The following is a 24,816-nucleotide window of genomic DNA, read 5'->3' on the forward strand; positions in this document are numbered from 1 at the left end:
GTCTATGGTAAAAGGAGAGCTTTTTCGGAAGCTCTCCTTTTTAATGTTAGTCTTTATTGTTCGTTTAGTCCCAAAAGTCCGGCACCGTTTCTCCAGAGAATACACGCCAGTTCCTCATCATTCAAGCCAAGGCTGGTTATGGCCTTGATTTGTTCTGCTTGACCATCCCAAGGGGAATCGGTACCAAAAAGAATGCGCTGGATGCCATGGCGGCGGAGTAGGCGCAGAAACTGTTCCTGCGGCATATGGCCCAAGCAAAAGCTGGTGTCCAAATAAACTGGCCGGCCCACCAGCAGGGCCTCTGCATCGTCCCAGTAACGATAACCGCCTCCGTGGGCCAAAATCACCGAAGCGGTACGGTGGGCTAAAGGCTTTTTGGCCTCCAACGTATCCAGCAGAGCGGCCAGACGGTGAGGTGTTCCATGGGTGATTTCAGGCCGCCCATTATCAAAGCCGGTGTGCAAAAGAACATGAAGTCCCAATTCCAAAGCGGTATCCACAAGAGGAAGCATGGCGGGATCATCGGCAAAACAAGTCTGATAATCCGGGTGAAGCTTAATACCGGGAAGGCCAAGGCCTGCAATCCGTTTCAGTTCTGCCTCCCATCCCTCCAGCCGGGGGTGCATGCCGCCAAAGGAGGTAATACCGGGCAGCGAATTGCTTTGCGCCGCCAGATTGTTGATGTTCTCCGTGTGTAATGGGTTGGTGACCACCGGCAGAATCACGCTGTGATCGATCCCCGAGGCTTTCATGGAATTCAGCAGGCCGTTTAGGGTGCCATCGGTAAAAGCGGTGAGGTTAGAAGCAGCTTCCAGCTTGGCGACAGCTCGAGGCGCCAGACTGTCGGGAAATGTATGGGTGTGAAAATCCAGTATCATATGTCTCTCCTAGAAAAAGGAGCCGGCCGCTTTACGGCCTGCTCCTTTAAAATTTACAGCATAGGATCCCATTAAAGGCGAGCGAAGCTCTGCTCAAAATCGGCAATGAGATCGGCGGCATTCTCAATGCCCACAGAGAGGCGAATGAGGCCATCGGTAATGCCAAGAGCCTCCCGCTCCTCCTTGGGAACACAGGAGTGGGTCATGCTGGCAGGGTGCTGGATAATGGTATCGGGATCACCAAGGCTTACGGCAATCAGAATCAGCTTCAGGTTGTTCACCAGTTCCTGACCAGCTTCGTAAGCGCTTCTGCCATTGATGTTATCCTTCAGCTCAAAGGCCATAATACCGGTGAAAACGCCGTTCATCTGTTTCTTTGCCAGTTCGTGGCCGGGATGGCTTTCCAGACCCGGGTAATATACCGTTTCCACGGCCGGATTGGCTTCCAAATAGCGGGCAATCTCCATGGCATTTTCACAGTGCTTTTTCAGGCGCAGGCTCAGGGTTTTCATACCCCGCAGCACCAGATAGGAATTGAAGGGGCTGGGGGTGCAGCCGCAAAGCTTCTGAACAGCGGAGCTGGAAATCAGGCTGATATCCGCCGCTTTGCCGATAATGGCACCGCCGATGACATCACCGTGGCCATTGAGGTATTTTGTGACACTGTGCACCACCAGATCAATCCCATGGGAAAGAGGAAACTGAATGGGCGGCGGAGCAAAGGTGTTATCCACAACAGTGCGAATGCTGTGCTTTTTGCCAATAGCCGCCACAGCCTCCAGATCAATGATTTTCATGGTTGGGTTGGTGGGGGTCTCCATATAGATCAGCTTGGTTTTGGGTGTGATGGCAGCCTCCAAAGCCGAAAGATCGCAGGCATCCACAAAGGTAACCTCTATTCCCAGCTGGGAAAGGTTGGTGTGCATGACAAAGGAGGTTCCGCCATAGAGGGTATCATCGCACACAATATGGTCACCGGTCTTGAGAAAAGCCACCAGAATCGCACCGATGGCACCAATCCCGGAGGAAGTTACAACACAATCCTCACCGCCTTCAATGGCGGCCAGCTTGGTTTCCAGTGCCCGGGTGGTGGGGTTGCCCGCACGGGTATAAACATAACCGGGCTTAGCGGCGCAAAATTTATCCGAACCATCCTGAACGCTGTCAAAGCAGAAGGTGGAGGTTTGATAAATAGGGGTGGTCAAAGCGCCGGATACAGGGTCAGGGGCTTGACCGGCATGAATCAGCATAGTATCAAAATGTGCATTGCTCCAATTGGTTTCCATCAATAAGGTGCCTCCCTTTGGTTAATTAACCGGATTCTTCAAACCCAGCGGTTACAGCAGAATGTGTCAAACAGCCACACAGCTGGGTGCATATGGCTTGTCTGCCTTGTTGCCGGGTAAATCTGCTTAAAACAATACCGCCCATTGCGGGTACAGCAACAGACGGTTGGTAAATCCCATATACGGCCATTCCTGTGCCTTTTGCCGGGAGGCGAACCCATTTTTGCCCCAAAGCAGCAGGGGAAAGAATGCTGGACTTTCATTTACTTAATTTAACCAAGTTTAGCCTATATGTCAAGAGCAGTTTCATAAAATTGTGGGCCGCAAGCCCTATACCTCGCCGAAAACCGTCTCGCATAGGGCAACCTCGGTTCGTTCCTGAAGGCGCTTTTTAGCACTGCGGATTTTATCGGCATACATTTCCCGGTCAGCCTGATGAAACAAAGCGTCCGGTGTGCGCAGAAACTCATTTTTCATGGCACTGCCCAGAGACATACCCACTGCAAAAGGATAGCCTTCGATTAATGCAAGCTTGGCTCGCACATTTTCGATCACCTGATGTGCCTGCTGGGCGGTACGCCCGGGCAGGAGCATGGCATATTCATCTCCACCCAGCCGGTAGGTGCGCCCTGTAGGCGGGCAGCAGGATTTGAGAACATCAGCCGCCACCTGAAGCAATACATCCCCCTGGTGGTGCCCGAAGTTGTCGTTAATGGATTTCAGGCCGTTTACATCGCCCAAAATCAGGGCCAAGGGAAGAGCACGGTCTTTCAGGGCGTGCTGAAGAGCCAGATCAAAGCCACGTCGGTTGCAAAGGCCGGTCAGCACATCGATCTCGGCGTTTTCTTCCAGACGGTCAATCAGGAGCCGGTTGCGGGTAACATCCACGCAGGTTACAAGGGTGCCAAAGCTCTGACCATCCTTACCCATGATGGGGCGCTCCCGTATATTGAAAACAGCGGTGGTGCTACTCCGGTGGGCGTATAAGTCAATCCCAAGATCAGGGCTTTTCTTTTGATCTACACTCACAGAGTGATGAATACGGGTGCCATGTTTTTTCATCAAAAGAGGGATTTTATCAAAGTTTTTAACCGATTTTGGAATACCGAACAGATCCAGCATTTTGTGAGAGGCTTGGTTCAGGTCAACAATCTGGCGGTTGTCATCCAAAATCAAAATGCCGGTGCCTAGGTTATCAAAAATATTGTTGCGGGCCAAAATAAAAAAATCCATCTGGCTGTTTTTGAACATGGAGAAATATAGAATAATCACCGTCAGGCTAATGCCAATTAGAAAAATATCCGGCAATATCTTTTGTGAACTGAAGGAGTAAAAAACACCGAGTATTAGAGTGGGGGCAATGGTGAGGACAGATAAACAAGAGGAAAACCGGACTTTCTTGGGGAGGTGAATATTCTGGTAAATCACCACGGCCAAAGTGGACGCAAGAAGAAGATAGCAATAGGACATAAGCACCCAGAACCATACACCTTGAACCTGTTCGATTCTATTTGTACGTGCGACAGAGGTAACTTGAATGCATTGAGGCAGAAAACGGTGGAGCTCTGTGCTGACAGCCAGTATACCGGTTGTCAGAGGAATCACCATGATCAATATCACCAAGGCTCGCCCCAAAAATCGGCGCAGCTGGTAAAAATGCAGAATAAAGATCAGCATCGAAAATACAGTCAGTGCCATAAAGTGAAGCCTAATATCCAACAGCCATCTGATTGTAGTGGGATTGTGGGAAAAAGTGTAGAGCAGAGAGACTACTTGCCATAAAAAGCAGGAAATACCCAAATGTATAAAATGAAAAAACATCCGGTGCTTCCGGTTTTGCAAAAATGCCATTAAAATAGTGAGCGCAGTAAAGATGCATAAGGGGAGGTAAAAGTTAAAGATAACAGTGTTGATCACAAGAGAGGCCTCCTAAGCTAAGCGGTCGGAAGACGACAGTGATAGAACAGTTACATAGGCACAAGAACATATAGCCTGAATAAAACGGCTGCAATGCAGGGTGTTAAATTTCGGCAACCGAAGGCGGCATTTTGGCCTCGTCGATTCCTTTGGTGCGATACATATTTCGATCAGCCAGACGAACCAATGTTTCCAAGGATTGCTCCGGTGCGGTTTTCACTACAAAGCCAAAGGCGATGGAAGGAACAAAGTTGCCCACTTCCAATTCATTCAGTTCTTGAGCGATACTGTCAATCAAGATTCGAAGCTGCTGTCTGTTATGGCGGGGGAGCAGCAGCACAAATTCATCTCCCCCTACGCGGGCAATCCGGCCTTCAGGCGGGCAAATATCCTGAAGCACCTGTGCAATGGCTTTGAGAAAGGCATCGCCTTCCTGATGGCCAAGGGTGTCGTTGACCTCTTTCAGGCCGTTGGCATCCCCTACCACCACCCCGAGGGGAAGGTTCTCCGGGATATCCAGTTCATCCCGCATATGCTGGTAACTGCGGCGGTTGGGAAGCCCTGTGAGAGTATCTGTCCCCGCAATTTCCCTGAGCCAGTCAATGACCAGCCGATTGCGGGTGACATCCGTCAGGGTAATATAAGAGCCGAGCAAAGCACCTGTTTCGCTGGTAATGGACTGTTCATTCATGCAATAAACAGTCGGACGAGACCCTTCGGAAAAGATCAAATCCACACCATCCTCAGCTGGCCGTCTGCTCAGGTGGCCGGCATTTTCCAGTTGTGAAAGTATATCTTCAAACAGGGTTGCCTCCAATGGAATTCCCCATGCCTCTGCCCATTTCCGTGCCATTAAATTGGCATCCAGCACACGCTTGTCAACATTTAAAATAAAAATAAGCTCTTCCAGACAGTTGAATATTTCACTGCGGGTGATCTTCATATAGTCAGACCGGGGACCCATGGTGGCCACGTAGATGAAAATAGTAGAAACAGAAAAACCCAGTATGATTAAGTTAAAGGGAATAGTCAGGATGGGAATATATCGCAGGAACAGGCAGATGAAGAAGACCCCGCTGCCCATAAGCAAAATATTAGAGCTGCCCCGATAGGCGGCGGGGAGCTGCCTGTGACGCAAGAAAATCAGCACAGCGCATGCAAAAACCAAGGCGTAGCAATAAATCATATAGAAATAGAGCCATACATTGGGGGCGTGTTCCAGTATACGCAAGGGCTCCATTTGACGAATGGTGACCGCAGTGTCGAAAAAAGGCCCCAGCGGGCTTAATAAAGCCAGGAAAACAGCGATACCGGGCGGGATAGCCAATACCGTAGAAAGCCATGAAGGCACCCGCTGCATCAAGCGATAGAAACCAAGCACCAAGAAAAAGGTGTTGTATGCTGTAAAAGCAGTTAAACCGGCTTTTAAATGGTAAAAATACAAAATAAAAAACGCATCGGGCAACAGGAAGATCAATAGCTCGCAGATTTGCCATGCCGCAAGGCTGATAGAAAGAAAGATATATCGACGAATTACATATTGACCCAAATCCCGGCGAAAACCCAAAACAATCATCATGATGTTTACCACCAGAAAGGGTGTATAAATAGACGCAACAACAAAATTATTCACCAAAATTTCTCCTTTGGCGGCCGTTCCGGCTTCTGCACACATCGACCAGTCGGCAGAAACGGAACTGCAATTGTAGAGGTAAAATACTTTAGCAGGTGGTTGATGCTTTTTAGCTCAGGCGTGTGGCTGCTAAACAAGACAGCTACGGCTGCTGCTTGCAGATTTTGGATGAAATATAAGTTGTATTTACCAGTTAGCTGAGTGTTTGTGTTCGATTCTGCGTAATCAATCCCTGGATCCACCCAATATAAATGCTTGGCATTCTTATAAATGACTGGTATTATAGATGCAAGAAAGCCGCTTGAAAATAAGCCCAGAAGACTGGCCAGAGTATCCGGTCAGCCGGGCTTTTATTTCAGCGGGGGTAATGCGATCTTTAGAGTTGGTTGTATATTCACTTTCTGCATCTGCCTCCCGGCAAACGGAGCTTTTACTGTTCATGAGCTGAGACCACCGGCGAGGCTGGCAGCTTTGCCCTTATGGATACTGTTTTCAAGCTTAATGTTAAAGATACGCCGGAAGAACAGTCCTGCTGCCGTATCTCCAGTACCTGTATTAAAAATGCCCACGCCTTATGCCGCAAGGATGCAACCGGCACAAACGGGGCTTGTATCTCTGGTATAAGGTGCTTCGTAGTCAGAATTAGCTATCTTACAAAGGCCCGATAGAAGTGTAATCAATCCGCATTGAGGCCCGAAACAAGGTATACTTCCATAATTGCAGGAAGACGGCCATTGCAAAGCTGAGGGCCTTCGGAGAAAGAAGGCGGAATAGACAAGAAAAGTACAGAATTTATTATACTTGTTTTCAAAAAGAAAAGCAATGGGTTCAGTCACAAAAATGGATATTGAACGGTAGGTAATATCCGTTGAATCTGACTAAATTTGCCTTAGTAATAAGGGGTTTCTACTTTGTGTGACTGGGGTTTCTGGATGCTTTGTGACTGGATGCGTGCTGTTTTTGTTGAAAAAGCGAGATGTTTTTTAAAAAATATGAGAACCCACAAGCGCAAAAAATAAATTTTATTCGTAATATTGTAATTTTTAAGGATAGGAATCGTTAGAAACACATTGCTGCACAAATGCAAAAATGCTATACCATGCTTGATTATAAAAGGGAATTAGGCACCTGTCTCATACGATACAGGTATATGCTTGGCTTCTGTTTCCATCAAAGCGTATTGTGTGATATATTTCATAAAAATGATGATATTTTGTGACTGAATGTGCTGAAAAAATAGTTTTGATTTCATGCAGCAAAACAACGGAAAGGAGGGCTATATCATAATCCGATACGCCACAATTGGAAGCAGCTGGATTGTAGCTGAATTTATCAAAGGTGCCCGCTTAACCCCTGAATTGGAATGGTCCGCCATGTATTCCCGCAAGGAGGAAACGGCCAAGGCATTTATGCATACTCTTAATGAAGAAGTCACGATCTATACAAGTCTTTTGGAGCTGGCTAAGGCCCCTTCAGTGGAAGGAGTCTATGTGGCCAGCCCAAATGCTTTGCATTATGAGCAGTGTAAGATGCTCTTAGAGCATGGTAAGCATATTATCTGTGAAAAATCCGTAACTGCCAAAGGGGAGCAGACAAAAGAGTTGGTTCGCCTTGCCCGGGAAAAAGGCTTGGTGTTTATGGAAGCTATTATGATGCTGCACTGCCCGCAGCGCAAAATTCTTCTGGAGGCTATGAAAAAAATTGGGAATATCACCACAGCCCATGTGGATGTCTCTAAATTTTCTTCCAAATATCCGCAGCTCATGGCGGGAGAGCTGCCGAATATTTTTAATCCCCGGCTTGCGGCAGGCGGGCTTATGGATATGGGTGTTTATGGGGTATACCCCGTTCTGGATTGGTTTGGGGTTCCTCAAAAGCTGCATTTTTCCGCAGGGTTCCTTTCTTCAGGCGCAGATGGCTATGGGAGTGCCCAGTTTATTTACCCGGATCGGCTGGTGACTATGAGCTATTCCAAGGTAGGGCAGTCCTGTCAGGGCAGCCAAATCATGGGTGATAAGGGCACGATTGTGATTGACCGGGTCACGCAGTTAACCGGGATGCGGGTGATTTGGCAGGATGGTTCCCGTGAGGAGCTTTTTGGCGGGGCGGAGAAATCCGCTTTGATGGGCAACGAAGCGAGAAGCTTCTATCATTATGTAACCAATCCGGAGCAGTACCGGGAAGAGTATCAGTATGCCACCCATCTAATGATGCAGGTGAGCGAAACCATGGAAGCTATGCGAAGCTTAGCAGAATTTCCTTTTTAAAAAAGACACAATTCTATCTAATTATTTTTACAAATAGCCCATAATGTGTTACAATGAATCTGCTCATACATTGAGCCTTGGATAAACCACAGACTGCATTGACTGGCTTTGGCGGATACTTTAATTAGTTCGCTGTGAAAAAGCTTTCATTGAGGAGGAAGACAGATGGATTTTCTGAATATTTTTATTGCCCCGGCCAAGGTGGGGCAGAACGTTCTTAAAAAGAAGACTTTCCCATGGATTCTGCTGGTGGCCATTATTTTTCTTTCACTGATTACCTTCGCGCTTTCCATGCAGCAAACCCGGGAGATGGTGATTCAGCAGCTCAAGCGGCAATATGAAATGATGGGCCAGCAGCTGACTGCCTCTGCGCTGGAATCCATGATTGGCATTACCATGATATCGGCTTTGGTGGGAGTGGTGCTTTCTCCCATTGTTCTGTGGTTTCTTTTCTCGCTGGTTTTGTTTTTGCTAGGCGGCTTCCGGGATAGTGAGGGCAGCTTTAAGCAGACTCTCACCCTTGTTGGCTACTGCAATCTTATTTCCGCCTTGGGTGGGATTATTACCGCCGGTCTGATGATGGCGGGAATTCAAAACGTAGATTTTTCACCAGCCCTTTTCATTTCGGCAGAAGCCGCTCCGGGTCTGCTTGTAACTTCCCTGCTCCAGAGTTTTAACCTGTTTCGGATTTGGAAGTATGTGGCACTGGGTATAGCCTATGGCAGCTTTATGGAGAAAAAATCTTCTGCGGTTACATTGACGGTTGTTTTGTTCGTGCTTTCCACGGCAGCCATGACCGTGCCAGTTTTGTTTATGCCGAAATAAGCTGGTGATTGGCAAGCGTGCTATGCTGGTTTGGGGGCAGATGTGCTTTAAAAGGGAATATTTGGCAAAGGGGAAAAACAATGGAATTTATAAACAATGCGTCCATTCATGATGAGGCCACAGTGGAGCTGCGCAAACAATGCGGGAAACGGGCCACTACAATGTGTTATATGCTGGAGGAGGCACAGGTAGCCGGAGCCCAGGGTATTGAGCATGCTCGGCGTGCCCTTTACCGTTATGGGGAACTGGCGGGAAAAGAGACCAAAGCTGCTATGAAGAATCCTGCGGATATGCTGGAATTTGCCACCCTTTTTGGGCAGGGCCTTGACCGCAACATTTATGAGATGGAAACTGTGCGTTCGGATGAGGACCATCTTTATATTGATTTTCACTATTGCCCTTATGTGGCGCAATGGCTCAAAATTGGCCGTGCACCGGAAGAAATTGATATGCTGTGCGATCTGGCAATGGAAGGTGATCGGGCCATTGGTGACTGCTTTGAAGATTTTAACTTTACTTTGGGCAAAACCATTGCACAGGGTCACCCTGTATGCCAAATTCGGTTTGATCGATTGAAAAAGTCATAAATCACAAAATACTTACACAATTTTAATCGGGGGTGTGACGGTATCGGAAAAAGATATCGATCCACCCTTTTTCAATTTTTCAGCACAGGTGCTTTTTGTAAGAAGAAAAATACGCAATAAGCCTTTATACTGGCGTTGCTGGTCTATTTTTCCAATTGTGCGGCTTTGGGCGAAATTTTCAGGAGCCACTTTCCAATTTTCCCGAATTATGGTATACTGAAAAAAGTTTGTGACATATTTTGTCTTTTAAGGTCTTATCCACCTTCCGGTAAGTCCTATTACACATCTTTTTCGGAGCACAAGTGTGACCTGCCGAAATTGACAGAAGCGTTTTAACAATGGAACAGAAATGGTGGGGGGAAGCAATGCGGAAGATTAAACATGATGTTGGCCAGCTGCCGCTGAAAATCACGATGTTTGGCGAATTCAGCATAACTTCGGGCGATGCGCATATTTCCGATACCAGTATGCGCACCCATCAGCTTTGGCATCTTATGGAATATTTGATAGCGTATCGCCATCGGAGCATTACACAGGGTGAGCTTATTGAGGCTTTGTGGCCGGATGATAACATCGAAAATCCCGCCAACGCCCTTAAAAATTTGGTTTATCGTGTCCGTTCGGCTTTGGCTGCTCATGGATTTCCTGGCGCCAAGCGTATTGTGCTGTATGAGATGGGGCGTTACCACTGGAATAACGATATTCCCTGTGAGGTGGATACAGAGCGCTTTGTTCAGCTTTGTCAGGCTGTTTCCAACTCCGGCCTGAGTATACAGGAGCGTATTGATCACTACAAAGCCATTGTGGAGCTGTATAAAGGTGATTTTGTAGCAGCCTCTCGTTATGAAAGCTGGGTTGTGCCCTTAAGTGTGGAATACCGAAATATGTATTTCAAATGTGTCCATGAGGTTTTGGAGCTTTTGCAGGAATCTCAGCAGTATAAAACCATGGAAGAGATTTGCCGCAAGGCTTTGGCCATCGATCCTTTTGAGCAATCCACTCACAAATACCTGATGATGTCTTTGATTCATCAAGGGGAGCAGGCTCAGGCCATTGCCCACTACAATGCCCTCACCGATCTTTATTATCGGGAGCTGGGAGTCAGCCTTTCAACAGAAATGCGCCAGATGTACCAGGCGATTTCCCGCAAAATCCATGATGTTGAAATTGATCTGGATCTGGTTAAAGAAGAGCTGCGGGAGCCCAAGGATGTAGATGGTGCTTTTTACTGTGAATATGAAGTGTTTAAAAATATGTATCGTATTCGCGCCAGAACGGCCGCACGCTCTGGACAAGCTGTTTTTATCGGCCTTTTGACGGTTACAGATTTGGCGGGGGAGGCTCTGGATTTAAAGGCGCAGACCAAGGCAATGGATGGCCTGTTCTGCATCATCCGGGATAGCCTGCGCAAAGGGGATATATACGCCCGGTTCAGCACCTCGCAGTATGTGCTGATGCTGCCCACTCTGACTTATGAAAATTGCGAGCGGGTGCTGGGGCGCATCGTGAAAAAATACAAGCAAACCTACCGCCCTAAAACCACCATGATTCATGTGAAGCTGCGGCCTTTAGATCCGGTGGAGCTTTAAAAAATATCCGAAGCCTACTATCTGCGCTTACCAGATAGTAGGCTTCGTTTTTTCATAGCGGTTTTTATGGCTGGCAAATTTAATACCCCGATTTTACCAATATGAATCTGCCAATTTTTTATGCTTTTTACCTCATTCACAAACACAATGGTGTTAAATATATGGGGGCAGCAAAACGCATCTTCCTATAAAAAATACCCTCCTCCGGCTTTCCCGAAAGAGGGTGAAGGGTGATCAAGATTAAGGTTTGCGAATAAACAGGGAAGCAACCCCTGCGGCCAGACCCATAATTAAAATGGCCAGAAAAGAAGCGGCGTATGTACCGGTTGCATCCCGCAGGGCGGCGGCCACATAAGGGCCAAGCACAGAGGAGAAAAGAATGTTGGAGGTCATAAGGCTGAAATTCAGCCCGAAATTCTCCATGCCATAGAAGGCGGCAGGGTAGCTGGAATTGTAATTGGCGATGGCGCCGTAAGAGAAGCCGGCGAAGGCAAAGCCGATAAACAGCAGAGGCAGGCTCCCTTGCAGGATCGCCACTGTCAGCAAGGCACCCCCCAATCCAGTGGGGATCAGAGCTACACGCAGGGCCTTGGATACTTCCAGCCTGTCAAAAATCAGGCCAAACAAAATGCGGCCCAGACCGTTGCAGATGGAGAATACACCCACCGACAAAGCGGCGGTGGATTGATTGGCCTGCAAATCCATGGCGGCTGTAGCGGCATGTCCAATTACGACGAGGCCGCTGGAAGTAAGCATGATCGAGAAGAAATAAAACAGCCAAAAGGAGGGCCGCTGTAACACCTTGAGAGGAGGCAGGTTTAACCCCTGAAAAGCACCGGCCGCTTTTTCGGGAACCGGCGGAGCAAAATCCTGCGGAGGCTTTGCCACAGTCAGGCCGCCTAAGGCAATTAATCCACCGAAGATAAGGCCGAACAGCATAAAGGTCTGCCGCCAGCCGATGCTTTTCATCATAGCAGTAGCCGTGGAAGAAAGAAGCATGCTCCCAAGGCCAAAGCCCATAAGCATAATGCCGGAGGCAAGCCCTTTGCGATCGGGGAACCAGCGGCTGGTGATGTTGATCAGTACATTATAAGAAAGCCCGACACCGAAGCCGATGCACACACCATAAGAAAGATATAGTCCCATGAGGGTGCTCACTCGGGAAGCCAGAATAAATCCTGAAAACAAAAGAACGGCCGATAGCATGAGCGCCAGACGTGGGGATTTTTTTGCGGTAATAAAGCCGCCTCCAAGACAGCCCAAACAAAAACAGGACATAACCACAGTAAAGGTCATGGTGGTTTGAGCTCTTACCCAGCCAAATTCGGCCTCCAGAGGGCTGACAAAAACAGACCAGGCGTAAATAAGGCCAAGGGAAATCAGCAGTACTACCGCTGCGCTCAGACGCAGCCAACGGGTTTTCATTGCCACAGTATCGTCCTCCAGACAGTGTTAAAAGGGTGATGTGTGAGGCTACCAATGCAGCACGCCAATGGAAAGGCGGCAACGGTCTCATTTTAGCAGGATAGCCGCTTAAATGCAACGATTCTCTAAAAAAATGGAGCAAAGAATGAAAAACTGCCGGAAAGCTTGCGGGTGGGTGCGGAGTGTGTCATAATATACCCTGCAGGATTAGTCGTTTTTTGAGCATAGCCTGTTTGTGAGAAGCGGTGTTCTCAGGTTTGGAACCACGCAGCAAAAAAAAGAAACCATGCACAGGCATGGAACGATAGTGGGAGGCGCAGCATGAATTTGGAAAAGCTTCATCAGGAGGTAATCCGGCTGGTGCTGGAAGCAGGACGTTTGGCCAAAGAAAAAAGTGTAACCGGCATCAAGGCCAAGGGCGCTTTTGATTTTGTTACTCAAACCGATCAGATGGTGGATGCCCTTTTGCGCAAGGAGCTGGCAGAGCTTTTGCCGGGGAGCCACTTTGTAACGGAAGAGAACGATGACCGTGATTACAGCTATGTGGAGCCCACTTGGGTGGTAGATCCTATTGATGGAACCAGCAACCTGATTTTTGGCATGAACCAGTCCGCCGTTTCGGTGGCCTTGCTGGTGGAGGGGGTTCCAACCTCTGGTGTGGTATACAATCCCTTTACCGACGAACTGTTTACTGCTCTGCGGGGAGCCGGCGCCTATCTCAACGGGGAACCCATTCATGTTTCCGGGCACCGCACCATGGGTGAAACCCTTATTGGTGTGGGAACCAACCCTTATAATAAAGAAAATACAGCCGTAACCTTTGCTATTATTGAGGCTGTCTTCCGGGATTGTGTGGATATCCGCAGAATGGGAGCCGGCGCGTTGGATATCTGTCTGGTAGCCTGCGGGCGGCTGGGCGGCTTCTTTGAGAAAAACCTGAAGCCTTGGGATATTGCCGCAGGTATGGTGATTTTGCTGGAGGCCGGGGGCGTATGCGTTGGATGGGATGGCAAGCCTCTTGCTTTGACTGGGCCGGAGGATGTTTTGTGCTCCAACGGCTTTTTGCAGGAAACACTGATGGGGTATATTTCCCGAAAGGGGTAAAAGGTACCCATTAAAACCTGAGTGCTATAGCTGGTCTAATTTTGGCCGCTTGTTCGTATATATACTTAGAGGCTTGAAAGCTGTCCGCTTTGTGCAGGCAGAGGCTTCTGTATACATGGAAGATGAATGCCACAGGAGGAGAAAGAAAGCGTGAAGCAAAAAAAACTTGGAATTTGGCTGCTGCTTGCGGGAGTCTTGTGCCTGCTGGTGGCCCTTATACTGATGATCACAGTGGAAACCTTTTGGACCTCCATTTTGTTTGTCACTTCACTGCTGCTGAACACAGCGGGGATTACATTGATGCGTTCCAAATCATAACACGAGGATTCACAGCCCGGCACCCCCTGAGGGCGCAGTGGCAACGAAGATTTATATATAGAGAAGGTGAGCCCTATGCCTGAATTTTTAAAACGGAGCTGGGCTGTAGTCAATCTGGATCATCTGGCGCACAATGTCGGGGTGATCCGGGAGCAGCTCCAGCCTGCGTGTATGCTTATGGGAGTGGTCAAGGCAGATGCCTACGGCCACGGGGAATGTTATATATCCGCCGAGCTGGAAAGGCTGGGTGTCAACTGGTTCGGTGTTTCTAATATCAACGAGGCAATTGCTCTTCGGGAGCAGGGAATTGAAAAGCCCATTCTTATTTTTGGCGCTACCCCGCCGGAGCACGCTGGGGCGCTGAGCCGGCACAGCATTACCCAAGCGGTTTACTCGCTGGAATATGCCGGCCTTCTTCAAGCGGCGGCGGCGGATGCGGGCGTTACATTGCAGATGCATATTAAGGTGGATACCGGCATGTCCCGTCTGGGCTTTGTGGCGGCGGAGGATAAATGGGAACAAACGGTGGAGGACATTACCAAGGCATGCCGCCTCCCCAACCTGCGGGCACAGGGGATTTTCACCCACTTTGCCAGCGCCGATGAGTTGGATGAGGATGGCGCCGGGTATACCAGCCGGCAGTTCGAAGCCTTTGAACAAATCATTTTGCAGTTGAGTGAGCGGGGGATTCTCTTTGAGCTGCACCACTGCTGCAACAGCGCCGGTGTGATGAACTATCCCCATATGCATATGGATATGGTGCGGCCCGGTATTTTGCTTTATGGGCTTCTGCCCAGCGGGGACTGTGCCGGCAAACTGGATATTAAGCCGGTGATGGAGCTGTATTCATCTGTTTCTATGGTTAAGGAAATCCCGGAGAATACCGCTGTCAGCTATGGGCGGATTTATCACTCCCATCGCCCGACCCGGGTTGCCACTGTGGCTATTGGCTATGCCGATGGCTATGAGCGGGCGCTTTCCAACAAATCTCGGATGCTGGTGCGGGGGCAATATGCCAATGTCATAGGCCGGGTGTGTATGGATCAGCTAATGCTGGATGTGACCCATATCCCGGAGGTATCTGCCGGGGATTTGGTTACCATTGTAGGGCAGGATGGCGAAAACACCCTGACCTTTGATGAAATGGCGGAGCTTTGCGGCACTGTAAATTATGAGAAGGTCTGCCTTTTGGGGCGACGTGTGCCCCGGGTTTACCGCAGGAATGGCAAAGATATCGTGGTGGTGGATTACAGCAGAATCCCGGTGAAATAGCAGAAAACCACCTGCATGCAGGGAAGTTAAAAAGCAATGGACTCTAAACGCAGACTGCACGGCCCGGCTGTATCTGGCAGGTCTATGAGTATAAAGGAGTGTGCTTTTTATGAGTGTCAAACGTTTTTTTGCTTTGCTGCTTAGTGTGGTGCTTATGCTCAGCGTAGCGGGCTGTGCACAGGCTGACCCGGAGGTGGATACCGAGCTCCAGCGCAAGCTGGCCTTCGGCGCCGTTCTGGCTCAGCGCAATGGGATGGATTTCACCACTCTTGGCCCTATGAACGATCTGGATAAGTTGCGCCATAAGGAAATGCTGGTTACATACTGGGGCATTTTGGATTACGATACAGCGGTATCCACTATGGAGCGCCTTCTTTATGATGGCATGACCGCTTCTACCGATGATTTTATTGGTTCCGATGAGCTGATGGCTATTTTCAGCGGACGCATGGAGGTTACTTCCGAAGTCAAGCAATATCTGGCGGCGGATTTGGCCGATTACCAAAAGGCCATAGACTTTTTGGAGGAGTATGGTTACGAGCGGGAGAAGCTGGGGGCCATGACCACTTCTATAGCATGGGATTTGGATCGCCTTGTCACCGTAGCCCGGTGGTGCGTGGGCGTGGAATATCTCACCAAGGAAGAAGCTATGCCTTATATCGATGAAGCGGTTTCCAAGGCTGTGGATAGTTATGAGAGCTGGGAAGATTATTTTGCCGGTGTGGTTCTGGGCCGCTGCCTGACCTATGATGGTGATGTGGAGCAAAACCGGCAGGTGGCCGACGATTTGCTCAAGAACAAAAACAGCATCTATAAAAAGGTTGACTTTAAGCTGGCTGTTTAACTTACTTTCTTTTTAGAAAAAAAGAAAGTAAGCAAAGAAAAACCGTATTCTTTTGCACTTATCCCCGCCGGAGGCTGGAGGGGGTCTATGGGGGAACTGGTTCCCCCATAAGGCGCTTTGTGGCCGCAGCTTTGCGAAGGACACTTTTGCATTTTCCGCAGAAAATGTAAGCGCCCAAAAGTAGGCAAAGAAAAACCATATTCTTTCAAATTGTCCTTAGAAAATGCAAGCGCCGAAAAGCAGGTAAAGGGACGTTAAACTGGGTTTAACGAATCACTCCATTTGGGGCTGTATTGGCTTCCCCGGAACAAGATTTGCTCCGGGGAAGTGCTTTTTGTTATTCGAGCAGCCAGATTTGGACATATTATCTAAATTTATGTCTATAATTAATCCTGTAGCCGTCAAATAAGGGAATTTTTGTTAAATTAAAAAAAAGATTGCAAAATTCCTCAAAATTTGGTATTCTAATCAAGCGTGACTGCACAAGATATGCGTTGAAGCAGGAGGTTGCCGCTTATTGGCGGGGAATTTCTGTGGAGTATGTCCGATTTCAAACCGGGCGACTTTTATTATTGTTCACAAAAGAGCCAAAGCCCTTAGGGGTTTTGCGGCTGTTTTGCTTTACTGCGAAAAGTCCCGGATAAACCCATGCTTGCATGGTTTAGCCGGGTTTTTACATGGGAAAGTTTGAAACACACGGCACAGTGGATGATAGGAAAAGCGTCACCAAAAGCAAAACTTAAGGAGGCGATAAATGTGGCAGTCAAGGAAAAAATTCGGATCAGACTAAAAGGATACGACCCTCAGTTGGTGGATGCCTCTTCGGCTAAGATCGTGGAGACAGCCAAGCGGACCGGAGCCCGTGTAAGCGGCCCCATCCCCCTTCCCACCGAAAAAGAGATCGTAACCGTTCTCCGTGCTGTTCATAAGTACAAGGACAGCCGTGAGCAGTTTGAGATGAGAACCCACAAAAGACTCATTGACATTCTGAGACCTTCCAACAAAACAATGGAAGCCCTCACTAGTCTTGAGCTCCCTGCTGGCGTCGAAGTTGAAATTAAACTTTAAGGCGTAGGCAAGGTCACGTTGGCTAAGGGCCAACCAATAACCTGAAGGAGGAAAAACAGAGTATGCAAAAATGCATCGTAGGCAAAAAAATCGGCATGACCCAGATTTTTGACGAGAACGGAAAAGTGATCCCTGTAACCGTTTTGGAAGCTGGCCCCTGTGTTGTCGTTCAAAAGAAAACAGTCGAAAACGACGGCTACGAAGCCGTGCAGATCGGCTATGGCGACATCTCGGATAAGGCTGCAAGCAAACCCCTCAAGGGCCACTTTGCAAAATCCGATCTGCCTGTCAAGCGCCATCTGAAGGAGTTTCGTTTAGACGATTGCTCCGCTGTCAGCGTAGGCGACATCATCAAGCCCGATACCTTTGTGGTGGGCGATACTGTTGATGTTTGCGGCGTGTCCAAAGGTAAAGGCTATGCCGGTACCGTTAAGCGTCACAATGGCGCTATCCAGAAGAAATCCCACGGTGGCGGCCCTGTTCATCGGCACGCCGGTTCCATGGGCGCCTGCTCCACACCTTCCCGTGTTATGAAGGGCAAGAAACTGCCTGGTCACATGGGCGCTGAGCAGGTCACCGTTCAAAATCTCGATGTTGTGAAGATCGACGCTGAGAACAACCTGATTGCGCTGCGGGGCGCTGTGCCCGGCCCTAAGGGCGGCATCGTTTACCTGACTGACAGCGTCAAGCAGGCTTAAGGGAAGGAGGAAACACAATGCCTAAAGTAACAGTATATGATATGACCGGCAAATCGGTCGGCGATATGGAGCTTGCGGATACCGTTTTTGGTATTAACCCCAGCAAGTCCGTTATGCACGCCGCGGTTGTGAATTACCTCGCCAATCAGCGTCAGGGCACACAGTCCACACTGACCCGGACCGAGGTACAGGGAGGCGGCCGCAAGCCCTGGAGACAAAAAGGAACCGGACATGCCCGCCAGGGTTCCATCCGGGCTCCCCAGTGGAGACACGGCGGTATTGCCTTGGGCCCCAAGCCCCGGGATTACAGCTACTCTCTCAACAAAAAGGTGAAGAGACTGGCCATTAAATCGGCTTTCTCCTCCAAGGTGCTGGATAACGATATGATCGTTGTTGATTCCATCACACTGGATGCCTACAAAACCAAGGATATGGTCAAAATGCTGACCGCTCTTGGCGCAAAGAAAAAGGCCCTTATCGTGATGCCCAGCGTGGATGACAAAATCATCCGCAGTGCTGGCAACATCCCCGGCGTCAAAACCGCAATCCCCGGTACCCTCAATGTGTACGACATTCTTAACTGCGACACATTTATTGTGGCAAAAGATGCCGTGACCAAGATCGCGGAGGTGTATGCATAATGAAAGCACCACAGGATATTATTCTGGCTCCGGTTATCACCGAGCGCAGCATGTCCGGAATCGCCATCAAGAAATATACCTTCAAGGTAGCCAAGGATGCCGGCAAGATCGAGATCCGCCACGCGGTGGAAAGCCTCTTCCCCGGTACCAAGGTTAAGGCGGTCAACACCATGCATGTCCGTGGCCATGAGCGTCGGCAGGGCCGTTACACCGGCTTTACCCCCAGCTGGAAAAAGGCCATTGTTACTGTCACTGAGGACAGCAAGGGCATCGAGTTCTTCGAGAGCATGGTCTAAGGGCAGGTTCTCCTAGCCTAGTGTATGGGGTTCTCATAACCCCGCAAAATAATATGAGGAGAGTGAAACTCACATGGCTATAAAGAGCTTTAAGCCGACAACCCCTTCCCGCCGCCAAATGACGGTTACGGATTACTCGGGGCTGTCAAAGGTTGAGCCGGAAAGAAGCCTGCTCACCAGCCTGAAGAAAAATTCAGGCCGCAACAACTTGGGCCGTATCACTGTTCGCCATAGAGGCGGCGGCAATCGGCGCAAATACCGTATCATCGACTTCAAGCGGGACAAGGCCGGCATTCCTGCCACTGTTCTGACTCTGGAGTATGATCCTAACCGCAGCGCCCACATTGCTCTTCTTCAGTATGAAGACGGCGAAAAGCGCTATATCATCGCTCCCAACGAGCTGAAAGTCGGCGACACTGTCGTTTCTGGTGCTGGCGCAGACATCAAGCCCGGTAATGCAATGCCTATGGCCAGCATTCCGGTTGGTACCTTTATCCATAACGTAGAGCTTTATCCCGGAAAAGGCGCTCAGCTGGCCCGCTCCGCTGGTATCATGGCTCAGCTCATGGCTAAAGAAGGTGCCTACGCACTGGTTAGACTGCCCTCCGGCGAGCTTCGCAACGTACCGGTTGGCTGCATGGCTACCATCGGTCAGGTCGGCAACACCGACCATGAAAATGTATCCTACGGTAAAGCCGGCCGTAAACGCCACATGGGTTGGAGACCTCAGGTTCGTGGTTCTGTCATGAACCCCTGCGATCACCCCCACGGCGGTGGTGAAGGCAAGAGCCCTGTGGGCCGTTCCGGACCTGTTACCCCTTGGGGCAAGCCGGCTTTGGGTTACAAGACTCGCAAGAAGCATAACCGGAGCGATAAGTTCATTGTTAAGCGCAGAGGCGCCAAGTAAGGGCTGAAAGGAGGCATTCACAGATGGGCAGAAGCGTAAAAAAGGGACCATTCGTGCAACCTAAGCTGCTCAAGCGCGTTCAGGATATGAACGAGAACAAAGAGAAAAAGGTACTCAGGACATGGAGCCGCGCATCCACCATTTTCCCCGATTTTGTGGGTCACACCTTTGCGGTGCATGACGGCAGAAAGCATGTTCCTGTATATGTTACAGAGGATATGGTTGGCCACAAGCTGGGAGAATTTGCGCCTACGCGCACATACCGCGGCCATGCCGGAGCCAAAAAGAGCGGCAAATAGAAGGTGCCGAAAGGAGGAAGACACATGGAAGCAAGGGCTTATTTAAAACATGCCCGTATTTCGCCCCGCAAGGTGCAAATTGTGCTTGATTTGATTCGCAACAAGCCGGTTGATATGGCAACTGCTATATTGAAGTATACCCCCAAATCCGCATGCGAGCCGCTTGAGAAGCTTCTGAAATCGGCAATGGCCAATGCGGAAAACAACCACAACATGGATAAAAACTCCCTGTATGTGGCGGAATGCTTTGTAACCCCCGGGCCGACCCTCAAGAGGATTCGTCCCTCGGCCAAGGGCAGAGCTTTCCGGGTTCTGAAAAGAACCTCACACGTTACCATTGTGCTTAAAGAGCGCGAAGAATAGTCGAAAGAGGAGGTAAACTATGGGCCAAAAAGTAAATCCGCACGGTCTTCGTGTTGGTGTAATCAAGGATTGGGATTCCCGCTGGTTTGCTCGTGACAATGCTTTCGGCGATACTTTGGTTGAGGATTATAACCTGCGCAAGTACCTCAAGAAAGCTCTGTATGACGCTGGTATCCCCCGCATTGAAATCGAGCGTGATGCCACTAAGGTGCGCATTCACATTCACTGCGCCCGCCCCGGTATTGTTATCGGCAAGGGTGGTTCCGAAATCGAAAAAACCCGCAAGCAGTGCGAAACTATCATCAACAAAAACCGCTCTGAGAAGCTGGCTGTTTATGTTAATGTGGTTGAAGTCAAGCAGGTGGATAAAAACGCCCAGCTTGTCAGCGAAAACATTGCAGCTCAGTTGGAGGGACGTGTTTCTTTCCGCCGCTGCATGAAGCAGGCCATCGGCAGAGCCATGCGCTTTGGTGCCAAGGGTATCAAGGTTCAGGTTTCCGGCCGTTTGGGCGGCGCTGAAATCGCCCGTACTGAACATTATCATGAGGGCACCATTCCTCTGCAGACCCTGAGAGCTGACATTGACTACGGCTTTGCCGAAGCCAACACCACCTACGGGAAAATCGGCGTCAAGGTCTGGATCTACGCCGGAGAGGTGCTACAGGATGTCAGAAAGCAGCAGCCCCGCAGGGATCGGGAAGGAGGCAAACGTTAATGCTTCTGCCTAAGAGAGTTAAATACAGACGTGTTCACAGAGGCCGCATGAAGGGCAAGGCCACCCGCGGCAATAAGGTCACCTACGGTGATTTCGGCCTGCAGGCCACCGAGCCGGCTTGGATTACTTCCAACCAGATCGAGGCCGCTCGTATCGCCATGACCCGTTACATCAAGCGTGGCGGTCAGGTATGGATCAAGATTTTCCCCGATAAGCCGGTTACTGAAAAACCCGCCGAAACCCGCATGGGCTCCGGTAAGGGCAGCCCGGAATACTGGGTGGCTGTTGTTAAGCCCGGCCGTGTTATGTTTGAAATCGGTGGCGTTTCTGAGGAACTTGCTCGTGAGGCTATGCGCCTTGCATCCCACAAGCTGCCGATCAAGTGCAAGTTTATTCTCAAGGAAGATAAGGAGGGCGATCAGATATGAAGGCTACCGAAATTCGGGAACTTTCCGAGGCTGAGCTGGGTCAAAAGCTGAGCGATCTTAAAGCCGAGCTTTTCAATCTTCGCTTCCAGCACGCTATCAACCAGCTTGAGAATCCCATGCGGCTCAAGACTGTCCGCAAGGATATTGCCCGGGTGAAAACCATTATCAAGCAGCGCGAACTTGGCAGCGTGAAACAGTAAGGGAAGGGAGGAATAAGCTGTGAGTGATCGGAACCTTAGAAAATCCAGAACCGGCAAGGTTGTCAGCGATAAGATGGATAAAACTGTTGTTGTTGCCATTGTTGACAATGTGCGGCACCCCCTTTACAAAAAGATCATCAAGCGCACCATCAAGGTTAAAGCCCACGACGAAAAGAACGAATGCGGCGTTGGCGATACTGTTGAATTGATGGAAACACGCCCCTTGTCTAAGGACAAACGGTGGCGGGTGGCCCGGATACTGGAAAAGGCGAAATAAGCAAATCCCCACATGCAGTCTAATTTAAGCGCCCGCCTTTTGCGGGTAGAGACTCTGCCAAAGCAGAGTACAGGTAAGTTAGTCGAAAGGAGGAACGCACTGTGATACAGATGCAGACCTATCTCAAGGTTGCGGATAACACCGGCGCAAAAGAGCTTATGTGTATCCGTGTTTTAGGCGGTTCCAGAAGACGTTATGCCAACATTGGCGATGTCGTTGTGGCTTCCGTTAAGAAAACCGCCCCCGGCAGCAATGTCAAAAAGGGCGATGTTGTAAAAGCTGTTATTGTTCGTTCCGCTAAGGGTCTTCGGAGAAGTGATGGTACCTACATCCGCTTTGATGACAATGCGGCGGTTATTATTCGTGAAGATAAAAACCCCAGAGGTACCCGTATTTTTGGGCCTGTGGCAAGAGAGCTGCGCGAAAAGGAATATCTTAAAATCCTGAGCCTTGCTCCCGAAGTATTGTGATTGGAGGTGTCGTGAAATGAATAAGGTTCATGTTAGAAAAGGCGACACAGTCGTGATCCTGTCGGGTAAGGATAAGGGCAAAAAGGGCAAGATCCTTGCGGTCAGCCCTAAAGAGGGAAAGGTCATTGTTGAAGGTCTCAACATGATGACCAAGCATGTCAAGCCTCGGCGTATGGGCGATCCCGGCGGTATTATTCCGGCTGAGGGCGCACTGTATTCCAGCAAGGTCATGCTGGTTTGCCCCAAATGTGGCAAACCCACCCGTCTTGGCCATAAGATCCTGAGCGACGGCGAGAAAAAGCGCCTGTGCAAGAACCAAGGCTGTGGCGAAACATTTTAAGTGAGGAGGATGGAAACATGGCAAGAATGCGAGAGCTCTACACAAGTGAGATCGCTCCTGCTCTGATGAAAAAGTTCGGCTATAAAAGTGTCATGCAAATCCCGAAGCTTGAAAAGATCGTCGTAAATATTGGTTGTGGCGAAGCCCGCGACAATCAAAAGATGATGGATGCAGTGATGGATGACCTGGCAAAAATCACCGGCCAAAAGGCTGTTGTGTGCAAGGCCCGCAAATCTGTGGCTAATTTCAAGCTCCGTGAGGGCATGGTGATCGGCGCCAAGGTAACGCTGCGCGGTGAGCGGATGTATGAATTTGCAGACCGCCTCTTTAATGTGGCACTGCCCCGTGTGCGTGACTTCCGTGGTATCAATCCCAACGGTTTTGATGGCAGAGGTAACTACTCCTTTGGCCTCAAAGAACAGCTGATCTTCCCCGAGATCGACTACGATAAGATCGATAAGGTTCGCGGCATGGATATCAACTTTGTTACCACCGCGAAAACCGACGAGGAATCCAAAGAGCTTTTGGGCCTTTTGGGCGCTCCGTTTACTAAGTAAGGAGGATTGGACTGTGGCTAAAAAGTCTATGATAGCGAAACAGCGCGGGTTGGCCAAATTTTCCACAAGAGCGTATAACCGCTGCAAAATTTGTGGAAGGCCACACGCCTACCTTCGCAAGTTCGGCGTTTGCCGCATCTGCTTCCGGGAGCTTGCCTATAAGGGCCAGATTCCTGGTGTTAAAAAAGCCAGCTGGTAATCAGCGGGTTTTGGCGGCTATTTAATGATAATGAGTTTTAAGCACGAGCAAAGGAGGTAGACGGCATGCATGTAACCGATACCATCGCTGACATGCTGACACGTATCCGCAACGCCAATTCGGCGAAGCATGATACTGTTGATATCCCTGCGTCTAAAATGAAGAAGGCTATTGCTCAGATTCTTGTTGACGAGGGATATGTTAAAAACTTCACCGTTGCGGAAGACGGCAAACAGGGCGTTATCCGCATCACTCTGAAGTATGGTCAAAGCAAATCCCAGGTTATCTGTGGACTGCGCAGAATTTCTAAGCCCGGTTTGCGTATTTATACTAGCTGTGAGGACATGCCAAAGGTTATGAAGGGGTTGGGTATTGCCATCCTTTCCACCTCTCGGGGCGTTATGACTGATAAGGCTGCTCGCAATGCCAAGGTTGGCGGCGAAGTCCTAGCTTATATCTGGTAAAGGGAGGGTAGAAAAATGAGTCGAATTGGTAAAAAACCCATCCCGGTTCCAAATGGCGTTGATGTTAACATCGATGGCAGCAAGGTGGTTGTCAAGGGCGCTAAGGGAACGCTTTCCGGCGAATTTTCCCCTCTTATGACCATCACCCGGGAAGGAAACGAAATTCTCGTAACACGCCCCAATGATGAAAAAGAAAACAGGAGCCTCCACGGTTTAACCCGGAGCCTGATTTTCAACATGGTGGTTGGTGTTTCTGAGGGCTTCAGCAAAACTCTGGAAGTCAACGGCGTTGGCTACAGAGCAGCAAAGCAGGGCAAAGACCTTGTTATGAATCTTGGATATTCTCATCAGGTTATTGTTCCGGAAGAAGAAGGCCTTTCTATCGAAGTGCCTGCTCCCAACCGCATTGTGGTTTCCGGCAGCGATAAGCAGAGAGTCGGCCAGCTGGCCGCTGAGATTCGCGGCAAGCGTCCTCCCGAGCCTTATAAGGGCAAGGGAATCAAATATGTTGACGAAGTTATCATCCGCAAGGAAGGTAAAGCCGGCAAGGGTAAAAAATAAGTAAGGAGGGAATAAGACATGGTGAAAAAGCCTGATCGTAACAAAGCAAGGCTGAAAAGACATGCGAGAATTCGCAACAAAGTCAGCGGCACTCCGCAGCGTCCCCGCCTGAATGTATTCCGCTCCAGCCAGCACATCTATGCACAGATTATTGATGATGTGGCCGGTGCTACACTGGTATGTGCCTCCACCCAGGATAAGGGCTTTGAAGGCAATGGCGGAAACAAAGATGCAGCCCACAAGGTGGGCAAGGCTCTGGCAGAGAAAGCTGCTGCCAAGGGCATAACCACAGTGGTTTTCGACCGCAGCGGTTATATCTATCACGGACGTATCAAAGAACTTGCAGAGGGAGCCCGCGAGGGCGGCCTGACATTCTAATTAAGGAGGG

Annotated in this window: 31 protein-coding genes; 26 read left to right on the forward strand and 5 right to left on the reverse strand. The window is 49.5% G+C overall.

The features are described from left to right. Positions 1–53: 53 nt before the first annotated feature. The 4 genes from U6B65_14205 to U6B65_14220 form a co-directional block, all read right to left on the reverse strand. Positions 54–878, reverse strand: coding sequence for an amidohydrolase family protein (locus U6B65_14205; protein WRS27458.1), 825 nt, complete (start codon positions 876–878; stop codon positions 54–56). A 71-nt stretch (positions 879–949) separates the two neighbouring features. After that, positions 950–2,164, reverse strand: coding sequence for a PLP-dependent aspartate aminotransferase family protein (locus U6B65_14210; protein WRS27459.1), 1,215 nt, complete (start codon positions 2,162–2,164; stop codon positions 950–952). Between the two features lie 330 nt (positions 2,165–2,494). Beyond that, positions 2,495–4,081: a diguanylate cyclase gene (locus U6B65_14215; GenBank protein WRS27460.1), complete on the reverse strand. Its 1,587-nt coding sequence runs from the start codon at positions 4,079–4,081 to the stop codon at positions 2,495–2,497. Positions 4,082–4,184: 103 nt separating this feature from the next. Next, positions 4,185–5,714, reverse strand: coding sequence for a diguanylate cyclase (locus U6B65_14220; GenBank protein WRS27461.1), 1,530 nt, complete (start codon positions 5,712–5,714; stop codon positions 4,185–4,187). A gap of 1,250 nt (positions 5,715–6,964) precedes the next feature. Here U6B65_14220 and U6B65_14225 point away from each other — a divergent pair. The 4 genes from U6B65_14225 (at position 6,965) to U6B65_14240 (ending at position 10,982) form a co-directional block, all read left to right on the forward strand. Further along, complete coding sequence (locus tag U6B65_14225) at positions 6,965–7,981, forward strand: Gfo/Idh/MocA family oxidoreductase (GenBank protein WRS27462.1); 1,017 nt, start codon at positions 6,965–6,967, stop codon at positions 7,979–7,981. Positions 7,982–8,146: 165 nt separating this feature from the next. Beyond that, positions 8,147–8,806: a YIP1 family protein gene (locus U6B65_14230; GenBank protein ID WRS27463.1), complete on the forward strand. Its 660-nt coding sequence runs from the start codon at positions 8,147–8,149 to the stop codon at positions 8,804–8,806. A gap of 80 nt (positions 8,807–8,886) precedes the next feature. Further along, the gene (locus U6B65_14235) at positions 8,887–9,393 is read left to right on the forward strand and encodes an L-2-amino-thiazoline-4-carboxylic acid hydrolase (protein WRS27464.1); all 507 of its coding nucleotides are present in this window, start codon (positions 8,887–8,889) and stop codon (positions 9,391–9,393) included. A gap of 365 nt (positions 9,394–9,758) precedes the next feature. Continuing rightward, entirely contained in the window at positions 9,759–10,982 is a 1,224-nt protein-coding gene (locus U6B65_14240; GenBank protein WRS27465.1) for a BTAD domain-containing putative transcriptional regulator, read from the forward strand. Between the two features lie 240 nt (positions 10,983–11,222). Here U6B65_14240 and U6B65_14245 read toward each other — a convergent pair whose 3' ends face one another. Continuing rightward, the gene (locus U6B65_14245) at positions 11,223–12,407 is read right to left on the reverse strand and encodes an MFS transporter (GenBank protein ID WRS28962.1); all 1,185 of its coding nucleotides are present in this window, start codon (positions 12,405–12,407) and stop codon (positions 11,223–11,225) included. 321 nt (positions 12,408–12,728) lie between these two features. Here U6B65_14245 and U6B65_14250 point away from each other — a divergent pair, with 321 nt between their 5' ends. From U6B65_14250 to rplR, 22 genes are all read left to right on the forward strand, one after another. After that, entirely contained in the window at positions 12,729–13,511 is a 783-nt protein-coding gene (locus U6B65_14250; protein WRS27466.1) for an inositol monophosphatase family protein, read from the forward strand. 150 nt (positions 13,512–13,661) lie between these two features. Next, positions 13,662–13,829: a hypothetical protein gene (locus U6B65_14255; GenBank protein ID WRS27467.1), complete on the forward strand. Its 168-nt coding sequence runs from the start codon at positions 13,662–13,664 to the stop codon at positions 13,827–13,829. 75 nt (positions 13,830–13,904) lie between these two features. Then, positions 13,905–15,101 carry an alanine racemase gene (gene alr / locus U6B65_14260; GenBank protein WRS27468.1) on the forward strand — a complete coding sequence of 399 codons (1,197 nt, stop codon included), beginning with the start codon at positions 13,905–13,907 and terminating at the stop codon, positions 15,099–15,101. A gap of 109 nt (positions 15,102–15,210) precedes the next feature. Beyond that, on the forward strand, positions 15,211–15,945 hold the full coding sequence (locus tag U6B65_14265; protein WRS27469.1) for a DUF1266 domain-containing protein: 735 nt from the start codon (positions 15,211–15,213) through the stop codon (positions 15,943–15,945). A gap of 756 nt (positions 15,946–16,701) precedes the next feature. Next, entirely contained in the window at positions 16,702–17,013 is a 312-nt protein-coding gene (rpsJ, locus tag U6B65_14270) for a 30S ribosomal protein S10 (protein WRS27470.1), read from the forward strand. A 62-nt stretch (positions 17,014–17,075) separates the two neighbouring features. Beyond that, entirely contained in the window at positions 17,076–17,711 is a 636-nt protein-coding gene (rplC, locus tag U6B65_14275; GenBank protein ID WRS27471.1) for a 50S ribosomal protein L3, read from the forward strand. Positions 17,712–17,728: 17 nt separating this feature from the next. Next, complete coding sequence (gene rplD / locus U6B65_14280; protein ID WRS27472.1) at positions 17,729–18,352, forward strand: 50S ribosomal protein L4; 624 nt, start codon at positions 17,729–17,731, stop codon at positions 18,350–18,352. Beyond that, positions 18,352–18,648: a 50S ribosomal protein L23 gene (rplW, locus tag U6B65_14285; protein ID WRS27473.1), complete on the forward strand. Its 297-nt coding sequence runs from the start codon at positions 18,352–18,354 to the stop codon at positions 18,646–18,648. The genes rplD and rplW overlap by 1 nt, the downstream gene beginning before the upstream one ends. A 73-nt stretch (positions 18,649–18,721) precedes the next feature. Then, on the forward strand, positions 18,722–19,555 hold the full coding sequence (gene rplB, locus U6B65_14290) for a 50S ribosomal protein L2 (protein WRS27474.1): 834 nt from the start codon (positions 18,722–18,724) through the stop codon (positions 19,553–19,555). Between the two features lie 23 nt (positions 19,556–19,578). Continuing rightward, complete coding sequence (rpsS, locus tag U6B65_14295; protein ID WRS27475.1) at positions 19,579–19,854, forward strand: 30S ribosomal protein S19; 276 nt, start codon at positions 19,579–19,581, stop codon at positions 19,852–19,854. 24 nt (positions 19,855–19,878) lie between these two features. Then, positions 19,879–20,217, forward strand: coding sequence for a 50S ribosomal protein L22 (gene rplV / locus U6B65_14300; GenBank protein WRS27476.1), 339 nt, complete (start codon positions 19,879–19,881; stop codon positions 20,215–20,217). A 19-nt stretch (positions 20,218–20,236) separates the two neighbouring features. Next, positions 20,237–20,932 (forward strand): 30S ribosomal protein S3, encoded by a 696-nt coding sequence (rpsC, locus tag U6B65_14305; protein WRS27477.1) that lies wholly within the window; start codon positions 20,237–20,239, stop codon positions 20,930–20,932. After that, positions 20,932–21,360: a 50S ribosomal protein L16 gene (rplP, locus tag U6B65_14310; GenBank protein ID WRS27478.1), complete on the forward strand. Its 429-nt coding sequence runs from the start codon at positions 20,932–20,934 to the stop codon at positions 21,358–21,360. The genes rpsC and rplP overlap by 1 nt, the downstream gene beginning before the upstream one ends. Continuing rightward, positions 21,357–21,560, forward strand: a complete 204-nt coding sequence (gene rpmC / locus U6B65_14315) for a 50S ribosomal protein L29 (GenBank protein WRS27479.1) — start codon at positions 21,357–21,359, stop codon at positions 21,558–21,560. Before rplP ends, rpmC begins: the two co-directional genes overlap by 4 nt. A gap of 19 nt (positions 21,561–21,579) precedes the next feature. Continuing rightward, positions 21,580–21,837 (forward strand): 30S ribosomal protein S17, encoded by a 258-nt coding sequence (gene rpsQ, locus U6B65_14320; protein WRS27480.1) that lies wholly within the window; start codon positions 21,580–21,582, stop codon positions 21,835–21,837. Positions 21,838–21,938: 101 nt separating this feature from the next. Further along, a complete protein-coding gene (gene rplN, locus U6B65_14325) occupies positions 21,939–22,307 on the forward strand; it encodes a 50S ribosomal protein L14 (protein WRS27481.1) in 369 nt (122 codons plus the stop codon). A 16-nt stretch (positions 22,308–22,323) separates the two neighbouring features. Then, positions 22,324–22,647 (forward strand): 50S ribosomal protein L24, encoded by a 324-nt coding sequence (gene rplX / locus U6B65_14330; protein ID WRS27482.1) that lies wholly within the window; start codon positions 22,324–22,326, stop codon positions 22,645–22,647. A 17-nt stretch (positions 22,648–22,664) separates the two neighbouring features. Beyond that, complete coding sequence (gene rplE, locus U6B65_14335) at positions 22,665–23,204, forward strand: 50S ribosomal protein L5 (protein ID WRS27483.1); 540 nt, start codon at positions 22,665–22,667, stop codon at positions 23,202–23,204. 13 nt (positions 23,205–23,217) lie between these two features. Further along, positions 23,218–23,403: a type Z 30S ribosomal protein S14 gene (locus U6B65_14340; protein WRS27484.1), complete on the forward strand. Its 186-nt coding sequence runs from the start codon at positions 23,218–23,220 to the stop codon at positions 23,401–23,403. Positions 23,404–23,468: 65 nt separating this feature from the next. Beyond that, positions 23,469–23,867, forward strand: a complete 399-nt coding sequence (gene rpsH, locus U6B65_14345) for a 30S ribosomal protein S8 (GenBank protein WRS27485.1) — start codon at positions 23,469–23,471, stop codon at positions 23,865–23,867. 15 nt (positions 23,868–23,882) lie between these two features. Further along, positions 23,883–24,428: a 50S ribosomal protein L6 gene (gene rplF, locus U6B65_14350; GenBank protein WRS27486.1), complete on the forward strand. Its 546-nt coding sequence runs from the start codon at positions 23,883–23,885 to the stop codon at positions 24,426–24,428. 18 nt (positions 24,429–24,446) lie between these two features. Continuing rightward, positions 24,447–24,806 carry a 50S ribosomal protein L18 gene (rplR, locus tag U6B65_14355; GenBank protein WRS27487.1) on the forward strand — a complete coding sequence of 120 codons (360 nt, stop codon included), beginning with the start codon at positions 24,447–24,449 and terminating at the stop codon, positions 24,804–24,806. The last annotated feature ends 10 nt before the right edge of the window (positions 24,807–24,816 follow it).

The sequence above is a fragment of the Oscillospiraceae bacterium MB08-C2-2 genome, assembly GCA_035621215.1.
GTDB lineage: Bacteria > Bacillota > Clostridia > Oscillospirales > Ruminococcaceae > WRAV01.

Bases quoted from the DNA above. Each gene is read 5' to 3' on its own strand.
- U6B65_14205 (WRS27458.1), bottom strand. From the start codon at position 878: ATGATACTGGATTTTCACACCCATACATTTCCCGACAGTCTGGCGCCT.
- U6B65_14210 (WRS27459.1), bottom strand. From the start codon at position 2,164: ATGGAAACCAATTGGAGCAATGCACATTTTGATACTATGCTGATTCAT.
- U6B65_14225 (WRS27462.1), top strand. From the start codon at position 6,965: ATGCAGCAAAACAACGGAAAGGAGGGCTATATCATAATCCGATACGCC.
- U6B65_14230 (WRS27463.1), top strand. From the start codon at position 8,147: ATGGATTTTCTGAATATTTTTATTGCCCCGGCCAAGGTGGGGCAGAAC.
- U6B65_14235 (WRS27464.1), top strand. From the start codon at position 8,887: ATGGAATTTATAAACAATGCGTCCATTCATGATGAGGCCACAGTGGAG.
- U6B65_14240 (WRS27465.1), top strand. From the start codon at position 9,759: ATGCGGAAGATTAAACATGATGTTGGCCAGCTGCCGCTGAAAATCACG.
- U6B65_14245 (WRS28962.1), bottom strand. From the start codon at position 12,407: ATGAAAACCCGTTGGCTGCGTCTGAGCGCAGCGGTAGTACTGCTGATT.
- U6B65_14250 (WRS27466.1), top strand. From the start codon at position 12,729: ATGAATTTGGAAAAGCTTCATCAGGAGGTAATCCGGCTGGTGCTGGAA.
- alr (WRS27468.1), top strand. From the start codon at position 13,905: ATGCCTGAATTTTTAAAACGGAGCTGGGCTGTAGTCAATCTGGATCAT.
- U6B65_14265 (WRS27469.1), top strand. From the start codon at position 15,211: ATGAGTGTCAAACGTTTTTTTGCTTTGCTGCTTAGTGTGGTGCTTATG.
- rplC (WRS27471.1), top strand. From the start codon at position 17,076: ATGCAAAAATGCATCGTAGGCAAAAAAATCGGCATGACCCAGATTTTT.
- rplD (WRS27472.1), top strand. From the start codon at position 17,729: ATGCCTAAAGTAACAGTATATGATATGACCGGCAAATCGGTCGGCGAT.
- rplW (WRS27473.1), top strand. From the start codon at position 18,352: ATGAAAGCACCACAGGATATTATTCTGGCTCCGGTTATCACCGAGCGC.
- rplB (WRS27474.1), top strand. From the start codon at position 18,722: ATGGCTATAAAGAGCTTTAAGCCGACAACCCCTTCCCGCCGCCAAATG.
- rpsS (WRS27475.1), top strand. From the start codon at position 19,579: ATGGGCAGAAGCGTAAAAAAGGGACCATTCGTGCAACCTAAGCTGCTC.
- rplV (WRS27476.1), top strand. From the start codon at position 19,879: ATGGAAGCAAGGGCTTATTTAAAACATGCCCGTATTTCGCCCCGCAAG.
- rpsC (WRS27477.1), top strand. From the start codon at position 20,237: ATGGGCCAAAAAGTAAATCCGCACGGTCTTCGTGTTGGTGTAATCAAG.
- rplP (WRS27478.1), top strand. From the start codon at position 20,932: ATGCTTCTGCCTAAGAGAGTTAAATACAGACGTGTTCACAGAGGCCGC.
- rpmC (WRS27479.1), top strand. From the start codon at position 21,357: ATGAAGGCTACCGAAATTCGGGAACTTTCCGAGGCTGAGCTGGGTCAA.
- rplX (WRS27482.1), top strand. From the start codon at position 22,324: ATGAATAAGGTTCATGTTAGAAAAGGCGACACAGTCGTGATCCTGTCG.
- rplE (WRS27483.1), top strand. From the start codon at position 22,665: ATGGCAAGAATGCGAGAGCTCTACACAAGTGAGATCGCTCCTGCTCTG.
- rpsH (WRS27485.1), top strand. From the start codon at position 23,469: ATGCATGTAACCGATACCATCGCTGACATGCTGACACGTATCCGCAAC.
- rplF (WRS27486.1), top strand. From the start codon at position 23,883: ATGAGTCGAATTGGTAAAAAACCCATCCCGGTTCCAAATGGCGTTGAT.
- rplR (WRS27487.1), top strand. From the start codon at position 24,447: ATGGTGAAAAAGCCTGATCGTAACAAAGCAAGGCTGAAAAGACATGCG.